17 protein-coding genes are annotated in these 12,948 nt (G+C 40.7%); 13 read left to right on the top strand and 4 right to left on the bottom strand.

Annotated features, from left to right (window positions below):
* The 5 genes from B2899_RS10535 to B2899_RS10550 form a co-directional block, all read left to right on the top strand.
* Nucleotides 1-651: DNA-methyltransferase (locus B2899_RS10535; protein WP_286885638.1), on the top strand; the 651-nt coding region annotated here is incomplete at its 5' end.
* Nucleotides 652-848: 197 nt separating this feature from the next.
* The gene (locus tag B2899_RS10540; RefSeq protein ID WP_286885639.1) at nt 849-1,064 is read left to right on the top strand and encodes a phage terminase small subunit-related protein; all 216 of its coding nucleotides are present in this window, start codon (nt 849-851) and stop codon (nt 1,062-1,064) included.
* 90 nt (nt 1,065-1,154) lie between these two features.
* Nucleotides 1,155-1,343 (top strand): IS3 family transposase, encoded by a 189-nt coding sequence (locus B2899_RS18450; RefSeq protein WP_414631768.1) that lies wholly within the window; start codon nt 1,155-1,157, stop codon nt 1,341-1,343.
* 200 nt (nt 1,344-1,543) lie between these two features.
* Entirely contained in the window at nt 1,544-2,062 is a 519-nt protein-coding gene (locus tag B2899_RS10545; RefSeq protein ID WP_146810664.1) for a YbaK/EbsC family protein, read from the top strand.
* Nucleotides 2,063-2,529: 467 nt separating this feature from the next.
* A complete protein-coding gene (locus tag B2899_RS10550; RefSeq protein WP_286885643.1) occupies nt 2,530-2,751 on the top strand; it encodes a DUF3850 domain-containing protein in 222 nt (73 codons plus the stop codon).
* Between the two features lie 321 nt (nt 2,752-3,072).
* Here B2899_RS10550 and B2899_RS10555 read toward each other — a convergent pair whose 3' ends face one another.
* Nucleotides 3,073-4,278, bottom strand: a complete 1,206-nt coding sequence (locus tag B2899_RS10555; protein ID WP_286885646.1) for a serine hydrolase domain-containing protein — start codon at nt 4,276-4,278, stop codon at nt 3,073-3,075.
* Between the two features lie 746 nt (nt 4,279-5,024).
* On the opposite strand from B2899_RS10555, the gene B2899_RS10560 reads away from it, so the two are divergent.
* On the top strand, nt 5,025-5,213 hold the full coding sequence (locus tag B2899_RS10560) for a hypothetical protein (RefSeq protein ID WP_146810660.1): 189 nt from the start codon (nt 5,025-5,027) through the stop codon (nt 5,211-5,213).
* 232 nt (nt 5,214-5,445) lie between these two features.
* Nucleotides 5,446-5,715 (top strand): hypothetical protein, encoded by a 270-nt coding sequence (locus B2899_RS10565; RefSeq protein ID WP_286885648.1) that lies wholly within the window; start codon nt 5,446-5,448, stop codon nt 5,713-5,715.
* Nucleotides 5,716-5,977: 262 nt separating this feature from the next.
* Here the strand turns inward: B2899_RS10565 and B2899_RS10570 are convergent, their stop codons facing one another.
* From B2899_RS10570 to B2899_RS18455, 3 genes are all read right to left on the bottom strand, one after another.
* Nucleotides 5,978-7,162 (bottom strand): sensor histidine kinase, encoded by a 1,185-nt coding sequence (locus tag B2899_RS10570; RefSeq protein WP_286885650.1) that lies wholly within the window; start codon nt 7,160-7,162, stop codon nt 5,978-5,980.
* A 27-nt stretch (nt 7,163-7,189) separates the two neighbouring features.
* Entirely contained in the window at nt 7,190-8,386 is a 1,197-nt protein-coding gene (locus B2899_RS10575) for a beta-ketoacyl synthase N-terminal-like domain-containing protein (protein WP_286885653.1), read from the bottom strand.
* Nucleotides 8,387-8,631: 245 nt separating this feature from the next.
* Entirely contained in the window at nt 8,632-8,919 is a 288-nt protein-coding gene (locus tag B2899_RS18455) for a DUF4372 domain-containing protein (RefSeq protein ID WP_414631769.1), read from the bottom strand.
* Here B2899_RS18455 and B2899_RS10585 point away from each other — a divergent pair.
* The 6 genes from B2899_RS10585 to B2899_RS10610 all read left to right on the top strand — a co-directional run bounded on the left by B2899_RS10585 (nt 8,821) and on the right by B2899_RS10610 (nt 12,913).
* Complete coding sequence (locus tag B2899_RS10585) at nt 8,821-9,099, top strand: hypothetical protein (RefSeq protein WP_146810652.1); 279 nt, start codon at nt 8,821-8,823, stop codon at nt 9,097-9,099. The genes B2899_RS18455 and B2899_RS10585 overlap by 99 nt on opposite strands.
* Nucleotides 9,100-9,479: 380 nt before the next feature.
* Nucleotides 9,480-9,668: a hypothetical protein gene (locus B2899_RS10590; RefSeq protein WP_146810650.1), complete on the top strand. Its 189-nt coding sequence runs from the start codon at nt 9,480-9,482 to the stop codon at nt 9,666-9,668.
* A 274-nt stretch (nt 9,669-9,942) separates the two neighbouring features.
* A complete protein-coding gene (locus B2899_RS10595) occupies nt 9,943-10,200 on the top strand; it encodes a hypothetical protein (RefSeq protein WP_246147336.1) in 258 nt (85 codons plus the stop codon).
* A 295-nt stretch (nt 10,201-10,495) separates the two neighbouring features.
* The gene (locus B2899_RS10600) at nt 10,496-11,119 is read left to right on the top strand and encodes an OmpA family protein (RefSeq protein ID WP_146810648.1); all 624 of its coding nucleotides are present in this window, start codon (nt 10,496-10,498) and stop codon (nt 11,117-11,119) included.
* Between the two features lie 370 nt (nt 11,120-11,489).
* Complete coding sequence (locus B2899_RS10605; protein ID WP_286885657.1) at nt 11,490-11,963, top strand: Hsp20/alpha crystallin family protein; 474 nt, start codon at nt 11,490-11,492, stop codon at nt 11,961-11,963.
* Between the two features lie 20 nt (nt 11,964-11,983).
* Complete coding sequence (locus tag B2899_RS10610) at nt 11,984-12,913, top strand: transglutaminase domain-containing protein (protein WP_286885660.1); 930 nt, start codon at nt 11,984-11,986, stop codon at nt 12,911-12,913.
* Nucleotides 12,914-12,948: the final 35 nt, after the last annotated feature.

The raw sequence follows: 12,948 nt of genomic DNA on the forward strand, positions 1-12,948 counted from the left end.
CTTGCGGCAGATGGTCGGGACTCTATTTTAAATGACGACATGCCCGATGAAGATTTTATCGTATTTCTCAATTACATATTTGCTAATTACGCCGCGATCATGGAACCGAACGCGGCGATTTATATTTTTCACCCGTCTTCGTACCAGCGAGAGTTTGAGAACGCAATGAATGCCGCTAGAATTGTGACTCGTTCACAGTGTATCTGGGTGAAGAACGCACCGAGCTTTGGTTGGGCGCAGTACCGGTATAAGCACGAGCCGGTGTTTTACGCGCACATCAAAGGAAAAGCGCCAGCCTGGTATGGTGATCGAAAGCAAACGACGGTGTGGAAGGCCGGGCTACCGGTTGAGATTCCGAAACCGGAAACCGTATGGGAAGTGTCGCGTGGCAATGTGACGAAGTACGTTCATCCGACGCAGAAACCGTTAGACTTACTGGCGATTCCGATTGGCAACAGCAGCAAGAAAGGGGATATTGTTGTCGACTTCTTCGGTGGCAGTGGTTCAACGCTAATGACGTGTGAACAGATGGGCCGCGAATGTCGGACGTTGGAGCTAGACCCGGTATTTTGTGATGTGATTAAGCAGCGATTCTACGAAGTAACCGGTATTGAGCCGATACTCGTTTCTCGCATCGATGAAGTGGCATAGCGCCTGAAAAGCAAAAGGAGGACGCTGCGAACGCCCTCCTGATAAGCTGTCGGGTACCCCCGACGAAGGATAGCAGAACACCGTGGCCACGGAAGGGAAAGCTGCTATCCTGTTTCCATTTTACATGGAACTCGGGGGTATGTTCAACGAAAAACACAAACGAATGTTCTCTATTTGTTCATGGTTCAATCGGAACCTTGCAGGATAAGCTCAACCATCTGCGCAAGAAGCGAGATCAGGCGTTTGAAATCTGGAAGGCGAGTGATGGCCAGAAAGATTTAATAGAGATTGCTGCTGAGCTCGGTGTGCCAGACGGTATGGTTCGGGGATGGAAGAACAAAGATAAATGGGAACAGAAGTTAAATGGAACGTTCCAAACAAAGGAAGGAGCCACCGCTACCAGTGGACATTAAAAAAGATGACCCCAATGAAGTGATTAAAGAATGGGGGAAGGTATATGAAACAGTTTTTAAGAGAAATGCGTATCACTGAGCAGGATTTGTATTGAGTTCTTTCATGGCACTCTTAAACGAGAATTGATCTACCAGAAGAAACACATAACAAGAGAAGAAGCAAAGAAAAGCGTATTTGAGTACATTAAAATTTTTCACAATAACAAACATATTCATTCGGCAGTGGAGTCTTTTTCTCTTTTTAAATACGAACGTATGTACTTCAATAAAATATCCTAGCGCAAGAGCTTTTGTGTCCAAGATATTGACTCGAATCCTGGAGATTTGTCCTTGAAATCTTAAATGAGAGAGGTTATGTATGATAAAATATAATTTAGTTGTTTTAATAGATTACTTACCGTAAGTTTAGGTTTTTTGCACCAGAACCTTAAAGCGTGTTATCATTTTATGTAATAATTGGTAAGGGAAGGGTGAATAAGATGTCATTTGAAAGTGTAAAAGCCCACTTTAAACAGTGGAATCGTGAAAATGATGTGATGGAGTTTGAAACATTGAGTGCTACGGTTGAGCAGGCCGCTGAAACAATTGGCGTTATCCCTGCTCGAATTGCGAAGACGCTATCCTTTAGGGGAGAAGGGGACAAAGCCATCTTGATCGTAGCTGCTGGTGATGCCAAAATCGATAACAAGAAATTTCGTCACACATTTGGCTTCAAGGCACGTATGCTCACGCCTGACGAAGTGCTGGAGCAAACCGGACATGTCATAGGTGGCGTTTGCCCGTTCGGATTGAAAAACGAAATGGACGTCTATCTGGATATCTCGATGAAACGTTTTGAGACCCTTTTCCCCGCCTGCGGAAGCACAAACTCTGCCATCGAATTGACATGTGATGAATTATTTCAATATTCATTTGCTAAAGAGTGGGTAGATGTTTGTAAAGGATGGAAAGAAGCCGAGTTTAGAGAAACAGTAGCTGTAAAAAACGATGGACTTTGAACTTAACTATACAGAAGTATTAAATCAAACAACCAGTCGGATATAGCAACGACTGGTTATTTTGTGCTCAATTTCTGTACTATCTGCCCGTTCACTTCAACGGATATCCATTTAGAGGATGAGTTCACAACCACTTCTCAAGACTCCGGAGCCAGTACCATAACCGAGTGATGACAAACGGCTCATACGAAGTGATGAAGCGGCTGGCATAATGGTGCGCAGGGAAAATAAAAAAAAGGAAGCAAGAGGATATATGGTGGAGTCTTGCTTCCATGATTAGAAGGTGATAGGTGAAGAGAGCACCTGTCAGCACTTTTTAACATAAGCAAATAGTATGCCAACAAAGAAAGCAAGAAATAGCAGTATAAACGCTCCTATTTGCGCTTTCGTCATTCTTTTTTGGTTTAATATTAATTCTATTTTGGTTTAACAGTATAGTTGTGCAACGGCTTATGAACCGGGGGAGGATGAGGAGAGAAGGGAAAACGCACGAACTAAAAACAGACTCACCGTACTTTCAAGCGGTGCTGGATGGACGGAAGAGGTTTACAATTCGGAAGAGTGACCGTGACTTTCAGGTAGGAGATAAGCTGATAGTGAAGAAGTCTATACGTGAAGTAAAAGATTCGAAGAACATTGGGAGCAGTTTGAACGAAAATAAAAATCCCCTCTGCAATGCAGAAGGGTAAAGGAGAGGAGAAAAAAGGTGAAGGTACTGTTTTGAGTATTGCCTATTCTTCTGATAAATAAACAAAAAAAAACCCCTGTAGGTTACAACAGGGGGAGGATAAAGAGAGCGTGTACACTTTCTTATACGAAGTGAAAGAGACAAAGTTACAAAAAAATTTCCTATGCGGAAAGGTGTTGAACACATTCACTTTTTTGCGACGAACGGCTACTCAGAAAGTGTGCACACGAATAGAAAACTCATTATGACGTAGAGCCGATAGTATAAGAAAACTCACGGTCAGCAACCGTAGCCCCCATTTATTCAAACTCGTATCCTTGGATTAAGTGTCAATTTGACCTAACTGTTTCAATGTACTGTAGACTGCTGACTCGAACTCGATGAAGCCCAAATACGAAGCCACATCCTGGAATGGGAAGACTTGGGAAGCAAAAAATCCACCAATGCCGTTCTGGCGGTCGATCCAGTAGAACAGGTTGGCCAACCCCGCCCACATCAATTGGCCTGCTGGCCGACCTGTGGGGATAGGATCCTCATTTACCTGGAATGTATAAGCCCACGACTTTTGCACACCAGGGTAGAACTCACCGTCATTAGCCAACGATGGATCGGACGAGCTCCAGCCGCCGCTCTTCAGTGCCCCAAGCCCATTCTGAGACATTTGCGCGACCGTTTCCGGGTTGAGTACGCCTGCACCCTCATTCAGGATCATCCGAATAAACTTCATGTATTCGCCAATGCTGGCATATAAACCGTGTCCTCCCATGTCCATTTCGGGAGATTGTGGCAGCATGAGATCAGGTAGCGGCGTGATATTACCGTCCTGGGTTCGACGGTGGATGGTTGCGCGGCGTTCCATCATCGACGGAGTTAGTGTGAATCCGATGTCGTTCATGTCCAGGGGGGCAAAAATCCGCTCGGCCATCACGTCGCCTAGTCGCTTACCACATACAGCTTCGACAACCTTGCCAACCCAGTCAATGTTGACGCCATAGTTCCAGCGTTCACCTGGCTCGAATAGCAGCACACTCTTAACTGAGTCAAAGGTGCTGGTGAGTATGGAAGGTACTTCCTTTGCATCACGATATTTTCGATCCTCATGACTGAAGAACTCGTAACCAAAGCCAGCAGTGTGGAGCATTAGCATGTTGATGGTAATGTCGGTTCTGGGTTCTCTTAGTTTGGGTTGCCCATCTGCGTCAAACCCTTCGAGAACCTTAATTTCAGAAATCTCAGGCACATACTTCCTGACCGGATCGTCAAGTCTGACTTTGCCTTCCTGGATCAGCTGCATCAATACTGTGCCGGTGATGGCCTTAGTAGTCGAGAAAAGAGCAAACACTGTGTCGGTGGTCATCGGCGTTTCCTTGCCGATCTCACGTACCCCGGCTGCACCCTCGTAGATGTTCCCTTCACGGTCAGTTATCATTGCAACCACTCCGGGTATGCCCCCGGCCCTGCTTACGGCGTTACTCAAAACTTTATCAAGAGTATCTGTGAGAGTACTCTTGATTGCTTGACTCGTCATACCTTCATCATCTCCTCTCGTAAATCTATATTTTTTGATAAATAAATACTATTCTGAAATCTTAACCACCTTGAAATTAACGTATCATGCTTAAGGCAGGCTTGTCAATTTTTTTAGCTCTAAGCTTTTTCTGCTGTCTTTTTTTGAAGCAGCGTACGCCACAATTCGAGTTCGGTGTATGCGGTCTGACGTCATATCATGAATATGATCCAGAAGTTCGAGAGATGTTTGGAGAGAGCAGGTAACATAGTCCATGGTATACGAATGCCAGCGATATATGGAAGAGCATATACCATAAAAATTCGGAACACTAAACCCGGATATCAACCAGAGAGAGAAGAAAAGTAAGCAAAAAAATAGTGCCTGTAAGGCACCAAGTAGGGGGATATTCTAGGAGAGTAAAATCCGAGGTAACTACAAGGGATTTTTTATAATTTTACCATATAGAAGGGGTAGCTGAACGAGAATCGTTCGACATTTTCTACAATATAGTTATATTTAATGACAGAAAAAGATATAAAACAGCACAATTCGCCCGTAGGCGGCTTTTTATTTTGCCCTGGAGGCGGGTGATAGATAAAAGAACCGGAATTCAACCAAATCCCGTTTTTAGGTGTTGTAGATTTTACATGAATAGTGAAAATTAATGTCATATAATCTTACAAATCAACTTTGAAAAACGCTGTTTTGCTATAAAATACATTTAAAAACATGAGAAATTAAATTGAGAAGGGTGGTATGAAGAGATGGCATTGTTAGGAAGAATTGTTTTTTTGCAAAAACAAAAAGATGAGTTGATCGAAAAAATAAAACGTCCTTCTACTACCCATTCTGAGACGATGGAAATTTACAAACAAATGCGTATGATTAATTTAGAAATACAAAATATTAGACGGACGGAAAATGATACTATGGACAGTCGCAGATCCAATTAGATACAATTCTAAAATTTTCCCAATAAAACCAGTCCTATTCCCTTATTATTCTGCATAGCTTGGTAGGTAACAAGTGTATAGGGGAACAGTCACGAACCTCTCGGAAATCCGAGAGGTTTTTTAACAGGTACAAATGCGGGATATTTTGGGCTCTTATTCTTTTCACTTTTCCATTCAGACCACATATTCTAAATGCAGGAAATAGACTAATACCTTGGAGGGAAGAATATGAGTGAAGATAGACAGCAGCAATGGCATCATGGACAGCAATGGCACCCTGGACAGCAATGGCACCCTGGACAGCAATGGCATCCCGGACAGCAATGGCATCCCGGACATCAGTGGCATCCCGGACACCAGTGGCATCCCGGACATCAGTGGCACCCCGGACACCAGTGGCATCCCGGACATCAGTGGCACCCCGGACAACAATGGCACCCCGGACAGCAATGGCATCGTGAGCAGCAAGAATAAATATCCTGAGTGGAAAGGTCATCAATAACAAAATCCCCGAATTCGGGGATTTTGTCTTTCGGGAAATATTGCAATCATCGTCGTCTTTTCCGGGAATATACAATCCCCGCTTTTTCTATACAAACTTCCCACAGCACCCTATTCCAATCCGGAGCAGGATGCTTTTCGGTATAGTTGGTGAAAAAATACATACGAATGAAAATTATGTAAATTAAGATTGCTTTATTAAGTAGGTGAAGAGAATGGTGAAGAAGATGAATAAAAGAAGGGAGAATTGTTAGTTGAAGATATTAATGATCTGCAGGAGAAACTAAGGGCAAACGAATCTCGACAGTTGTTCCTTCTTTTTCTTTTGACTGTATCAGAATATTTCCCTGCATTTCCTCAACTAACCTTTTACATATGGACAAACCTAATCCTATTCCGTCTTCTTTCGTTGTAAAAAAGGGCTCAAAAATTTTATTCATGTGACTTTCCGGAATCCCTATTCCATTATCAACAAAAGTTAAAACAGCTTCTTTGCTATCTATCGAAGGATACAAATTGATGAGCAAGATTCCGCCAGGATTTAGTGCAGAGATACTGTTTTTGATAATGTTAAGCATAATTTGTTCAATATATGAAGAGATTCCATAGGTGAAAAGAGTAGTTGATGGCAGAGATAAATGAAGAGTAACACTCTTTTCCAATGCAAAGCATGTAGCTAAATCGTACACTTTTCGAAAAATTTGATTAATATTGACTGTTTCCCAGTTACTTTTTTTACTGTCTCCTTTACGCGCTAACAAAAGGAAATCGGACACTAGGTCCTCAACTTTTGTAATTTCATTAATGCAAATATCAATATAATTCAAAAAATCATTTGTATTTGTCGTATCATTAAGAACCATTCGTTTCATCAACTGTTGAAAACCTTTAATACTACAAAGCGGATTCCTGATTTCATGTGCCATTCCCGCTGCCATTTGCCCCATAATGGATAGTTTTTGATTATGCAAATGATGTATTTGCTTATCTTTTGCAAAAAGGAAGCCGTTAACACAACTGTTGAATCTCGCATTTAGAATTTCAAAAAACCTAGAGGTGAGAAAAGAGCGTTCTTCTGGCTCGGAGAGATGAGCATTAATTAAAGAACACACATAATCAAAAGAGTAGATTCGAATACTATATGTGAGTTGGAGGAATATTTCTCTATTCATTTCTTTTACTTCTCCAAAATACAGCCCTACTTCATACCCCGTTTTCTCCAGTTGTTGCAATGCTTCTGCATACTCCTCATCCTCTTTAAATAATATTCCCGCAACAGTAGTATACACTGAATATAAAGACGTTCTATAGGCTTCAATGTCTCCAATAACAATATGGAAGTTTTCTATTTTCTGCAGCATATCTTGAAGATGTGCTTCGATCATGCTTGGAATTTTTTCGATAATCAAATACAATAATTTTTCCTTATACTTATGTGTTTTAATCATTCGTCTTCCCCAGTAGATATGAATTTTTTAAAATTGGTATTTCGAAACAAAAATAGTGGCATTATTTCCACCGTATCCATGAGAGGTAACAACAAAACTATCAACTTCCGCTTGAATGGTATCATATACAATAGGCAGTTCCGGATAATCCTCTCGAATCGCATTCACCGTGCCAGGAATGAAATTGCGTTCCATTCCAATAAGAGAAGAAATCATTTGCGCTCCTGCACTTGCTCCAAACGTATGACCGGTTATACTTTTTATAGAAGTAATGGGAACCTCCTTACCAAACAACTGCATATGATTGATAGCCTCAATCCTATCGTTTTCTTTCATTCCGAGTGCCTGGCTGTTGACATATGTAGGCCTTCTGTGTTTAGTCACCCTTTCTAAATCACGAAGCAAATGTTTCCCTTCACTGTCTGAAAAAAATATTCCTTGTCCATCGTTTGATGTGCTGACCTCATTAATGACACCGAAAATCTCAGCGTCCCTTTTTAGAGCGCTCGATTCTCTCTCAAGCACTAATACGCTTGCTCCTTCAGCGATGACAAATCCTCCACTCTTCTTTGAAAATGGAACGCCCATCATATGCAATTCCTTGTCTTGGGATAAACATCTTATTTTTCCGAAGGCATATATCACTGTTTTAGAAATAGGCGCATCGGCCCCTCCCACGATGCAGACGTCTAACTCGCCAGCACGCAAATACATCATAGCATCCTGGATGGCATCGATGCTCGCTGCGCACCCTGTAGCCACTGTTCTCGTAACCCCATTTATCCCGAGAAACTCTGCTATTGAAGAAGCTAAGCTATGATAATGAACAATCCCACATCCATTGACAGGCATAACTTTCAAATTACTCTGCTGGGCAAGAACGACAATTTCATCGTATCCCAGGGTTCCCCCTAAAGCCGTTCCGAGGAAAATTCCTGTTTTATATTGATCTAAATGGATGTTTCCTGCCATTTGGATCGCTTCTTTTGCGGCTGACATAGCCAGAAGACTGATCCTGGGGTATCTTCTGTATTTTTTATCCTGTATTTCTTCTAATCTATCATGCACAACTCCGAATGCGATATTTTTTCCTTCCGTTCCTTCTCCTGCGTAAAGGTCTAGAGCACTACTTCCTGTTAAAAGAGTATCGGCAAAGTGGTCTACATTGTATCCACCCGGGACTTTGACTCCATATCCTGTAATAACGATCTTCTCTCCTTTCACAAATTATTCCTCCTTTGGAATTTAAATAGAATATACATAGATTTTATCCAAGAAAATAAAATCAGTAAACTATAATTTGGAAAATCATTTATAGGCCATCACTAGCATTACATAAAAACAGAGAGTAAATATGGCTCAAAAAGTCAAGTATAAATTTTTACAGGTCCTATAAAAAACGAAGTCCTGAATCAAAGAGCGTCTCTGTCCATTTGGTAAACGATAGTATTCATTACTGGCTAGCCAACTCATCGACAAACACCGGGCGAAGGTGAAGCCGTTGGGCCAGTTTGGTAAATAGCGTAGCCAGAACCGTCAAATCGACTTGATTGTGTTTGGGATGCATGGATAGAGGTAAACCCGAGAATCTCATGAAAATCCTCGTTCAGTGTGTCGGCCGCAATGGCCCGGAGCCCTTCCCTGGATTGGAGATGCGCATGAAGGAGAAGCAAGGGATAGGCTGTGGTCATCAACTTCTTCGTGTACTTGTCCTGTCCGCTTTTGCGAATGTGTTCTTGAAATTTCTCTACAAAAATGTGGTCAGCCCATTTTCATTCATTGCCTATACTCCTTATACAATAATGATAATAATCAAGCTCTCCTTTTTTTCATCTCGTATCGTGGGAAGGGCGGCTGACTTTTGTGATACGAAGGAAAAGGGATTTTCATCTTCTCAGAAGATTTACCTTTCCATTTTAGTGCTATTCAGTCCTTAAATCTACTAATACAAAACGACAAATACCGACAAAAGGTTGATTCCCTCGTGTCGGTATTTCAAGAAAACGCCACTATTCCTTTAAACTAATCTCTTTCCTTATAACTACATTTATTCGTCCAGCGCGATGGATTTCTCGATTATGTTTAGCTTTCTTTCGTATTCATTCTTCTCTTTATCATCGCCATTCTTTTTTTATAACGCTTGACTTCATTCTCGATTATTTCGCCAATTTGATATTGTTGTCCAAAAGTCAACCGAGAACGTCTTCTTCCAGTTCATCATACTCAAACATTTCTCTAGGGAAGTAGAGTACAAGAATACTGCGTTTTTATTCTCATTACTCAAATTCATACTGGGATCTTTAGGAGGAGAAGCCAGATGAAATACCGTGTTCTTATTCCAGACAAGCCAACCGTGCGGAATATGGTGTGCTGCCTACAGAGCTTACTTTCGCGGATGAACCGTACAGAGAATTTGGACAAGGCAGTCACTGGTATTCGGATTAACAAACAGACACGAGCGATTGAAATCGAAATGGAAGATGAGACGGAAGAGAAGCTTTTATGAGCAGACACCCAAAGGGTGAGAAGAAATAAAAAGGTCGGTACAAGCCGGCAAGCAAAGGAAGTGATCCCTAATAGATGGGGCTGTCACCAGTATACTATGGGAGAGGAGAAAAAAAGGTGAAGGTACTGTTTTGAGTATTGCCTACTCTCCTGATAAATAAATAAAAACTCTTTTCGAAGAGGGGGAGTCGTCATGCAAATGTCGTTTTTGCCGAAAATTGACCGGAAGGCTATGCAGAAGCGTGTAGGGGAAGCACTGGAGACAGCGCGTATTTATGCAAATCGGTTTTGTTCACCGGGAGATGAAGAACGCTTCCGCCTATGAAGCAAGATATTACGGCGTGACGAACAAAACGACCGATGCTGCAGCCGAGTGCGTTGATAAGGAAAGAGAAATGATTGAGCTGACGAAACGAGTAGAGCGTGCAGTAAGCCGGTTGTCGAAGAAGGAGCAGGAGATTATCCAGAAGCGGTATTTGGAAGAAGAGGCGTTTGATTATATCGTGGCTGGCGAGGTAGGGCTGAGCGAATGACCATATACCAGAGTGAAGGAATAGGTGTTCTATAAATTGGAATTTATGATAAAATTGGAAGTGATGATGAAAGAAACGGCATAAGGGGAAACGTTATGGAGGAGAAAAAGGAGCGACCAATTTGGGTATGGAGCCTTGTTCTTATGGATGTTTGGACTTTATGTTGCTCTTAGAAGATTAATTCGAGGATAATGGCGTGCATCCGGCGTGAAAACGGTATGATTTTAGAAGGAAATAACTTCCTTTCGTTTGTTGTTATTAAGGAAACTTTTATTAGCAAAGGGAGGAGTAAAAAGTGTTAAACCATAAAAATGTAATGTTTTTATTTTTACTTTCTTTTTTGTTGCTTTCTGCATGTGCGGAAAAGGAGCAACAAGCATCTGTACCAGAAATAAATGTCCCTAAACTGGAGGCTCCCAAATTAGAGGTTCCTAAACTGGAAGCTCCCAAATTAGAAGTCCCTAAACTAGAAGCTCCTAAACTAGAGGTTCCTAAGATAGAAGTCCCTAAGTTTGATGTACCAAAATTAAAAGCACCTGATCTCTCTGTAACATCTGATAATAAACAAATTAAAATTCGAATTCCTGATACCGTTCTCTTTGATTTTGATAAGAGTGAATTAAAGCCATCAGCAAAAGTTGTATTAAATGAGATAGGTGAAGTTCTTAAAAAGTACGAAGGAGCAAAAATAGAAATAAATGGGCATACTGATAACATAGGTGAGGAGGCATATAATAGATCACTTTCTGAACGAAGGGCAAAAGAAGTTAGCAATTATTTAAAGGAAAACTATGAGGAAGAGAACCTTCGTATAAGAACAAAAGGGTATGGCGAAAGCCGACCCATTGCGCCTAATGATACTGAAGAAAACCGGCAAAAGAATCGACGTGTTGAAATTGTTATTGAGCCTAAAATGTAACAAAATAATAGGAAGAGAAGTCTGCGCTGTTTGGATGGTCTGCAGGGAGAAGCGCTGCAGGAGGAAATTAAGCGTATAAAGGGCGAGCTACAACAAATACAAGTACAAAAACCGAATATACAGCTTCCATCTTAACAGAAAGAATTCGGGGAGCAAATAGGAATGGCGAATCGTAGGGAACATTGGATGAAGCTAGGAAAGACGGTCTTTTTCATCCTAACTGTAGCCATGCTTATAGCTTGCATCTTGCCGGGTTAGTTGGAAATTGAAAGATAGGCGAAAGGGATAGGGATTAGAAAGAATAACTTGAATAAGATATAGCAACGTTAGAAAAAACACTTCCGTATAACGAATAACAGGAGGTATGATTATGGCTTTAATCCCTTATGAACCTTTCCGTCAGCTTGATAATGTAATACGTGAATTTGACCGTTTCTTTACAGCAGGATGGACTGCATTTGATAAGCAAAACTTTGGTATTTCTTGTGTCAATGTTTATGAAACTGAGAATGAGGTTGTAGCTGTTTTTGATACCCCTGGATTAAAGAAAAAAGAAGATGTAGAGATCGACGTTAATAATAATGTTCTTTCCGTTAGCGGAAGTCTGGATATGTTTAATGAAATAAAAGGAAAGCAAATGTATAGGCAGGAGAGATTTATAGGACGTTTTCAGCGTTCCGTTCTTCTTCCTTCTCCTGTTTCTGCTGAGGAAATAAGAGCATCGTATAAAAATGGCATGCTTGAAGTGCATATGCCTAAGATAAAAAACAACGCTAACAAAAAAGACGATATCGAGTTTCATGAAGGAATTTATATCCATATTGTTGAATTTAGAATTTGTTAATTCACTTTATGGAGGTATGTATGAAGTCCCTGCTTAGAAAATGGCTTGTCTTCAGCTTAATATTAATGGTATTTACGAGTGTTCCCCTCAAAGCTTTCGCCCAGGTAGATACAAAAAATAAGCAATCGTACCAAGAACTTAAAGCAATCATATACCAACATCTTACTAATAGAGAACCATACTTTGAAATCACATTTATGGGTCCTGGCAGGATAGATAAAACAAAGTCATTTGTTGAACAGGCATTTCGCGAGATTTACAACAATGATAAATATTTGCTACATTCCATTAAAGCCTATGTCGTAGGTGGAGCAGTTTACAAAGATCGTATAATAATAGGCTTTAAAATGGAATATCATACGACAAAGGAGCAAGAAGCTTTTGTAGACTCTCGGGTTAAACAAATTGTTAAGGCGATTATTAAGCCTGGAATGAATGACCACGAAAAAGTAAAAGCAATTCATGATTACATCGTTTCACATGTTGAATACGATAACTCTCTAAAAGAATTTTCGGCCTATGCTGCTTTAACGAAAGGAAAAACAGTATGCAATGGCTATGCTTTATTAGCGAATAAAATGTTAAAAGAAGCACAGATAGATAATAGAATTGTAAGTGGCTATGCCGTAAATACAACTGGAAAGCCAGAACCTCATGCCTGGAATCTTGTCAAAATAGAGGGAAAGTGGTATCACGTTGATTGCACATGGGACGATCTTGGAAAAGGGAACCAAGTTTTTTATCCTTATTATGCTTTATCTGACAGTGAAATAAAGCATAATCATCAATGGGTACCTGATATGGTTCCGAAAGCTTCTTTATTATATATAAAGGAGCTAGAGATAAAAAAAGGAAAGGATAGCAATCGAAAAGATTTTTATAACAGTTTAATTATTAACATAGCGAGAGACATTTCTTATAGAAATACAGGGTATCGGTTTAATTGGTAGTGAAATAACAAACCCACCGGCTTAGCTGGTGGGTT

Source organism: Aneurinibacillus sp. UBA3580, from assembly GCF_002375825.1.
GTDB lineage: Bacteria > Bacillota > Bacilli > Aneurinibacillales > Aneurinibacillaceae > Aneurinibacillus > Aneurinibacillus danicus.

Bases quoted from the DNA above. Each gene is read 5' to 3' on its own strand.
- B2899_RS10545 (WP_146810664.1), top strand. From the start codon at position 1,544: ATGTCATTTGAAAGTGTAAAAGCCCACTTTAAACAGTGGAATCGTGAA.
- B2899_RS10550 (WP_286885643.1), top strand. From the start codon at position 2,530: ATGAGGAGAGAAGGGAAAACGCACGAACTAAAAACAGACTCACCGTAC.
- B2899_RS10555 (WP_286885646.1), bottom strand. From the start codon at position 4,278: ATGACGAGTCAAGCAATCAAGAGTACTCTCACAGATACTCTTGATAAA.
- B2899_RS10560 (WP_146810660.1), top strand. From the start codon at position 5,025: ATGGCATTGTTAGGAAGAATTGTTTTTTTGCAAAAACAAAAAGATGAG.
- B2899_RS10570 (WP_286885650.1), bottom strand. From the start codon at position 7,162: ATGATTAAAACACATAAGTATAAGGAAAAATTATTGTATTTGATTATC.
- B2899_RS10585 (WP_146810652.1), top strand. From the start codon at position 8,821: ATGAAGGAGAAGCAAGGGATAGGCTGTGGTCATCAACTTCTTCGTGTA.
- B2899_RS10590 (WP_146810650.1), top strand. From the start codon at position 9,480: ATGAAATACCGTGTTCTTATTCCAGACAAGCCAACCGTGCGGAATATG.
- B2899_RS10595 (WP_246147336.1), top strand. From the start codon at position 9,943: ATGCAAATCGGTTTTGTTCACCGGGAGATGAAGAACGCTTCCGCCTAT.
- B2899_RS10605 (WP_286885657.1), top strand. From the start codon at position 11,490: ATGGCTTTAATCCCTTATGAACCTTTCCGTCAGCTTGATAATGTAATA.
- B2899_RS10610 (WP_286885660.1), top strand. From the start codon at position 11,984: ATGAAGTCCCTGCTTAGAAAATGGCTTGTCTTCAGCTTAATATTAATG.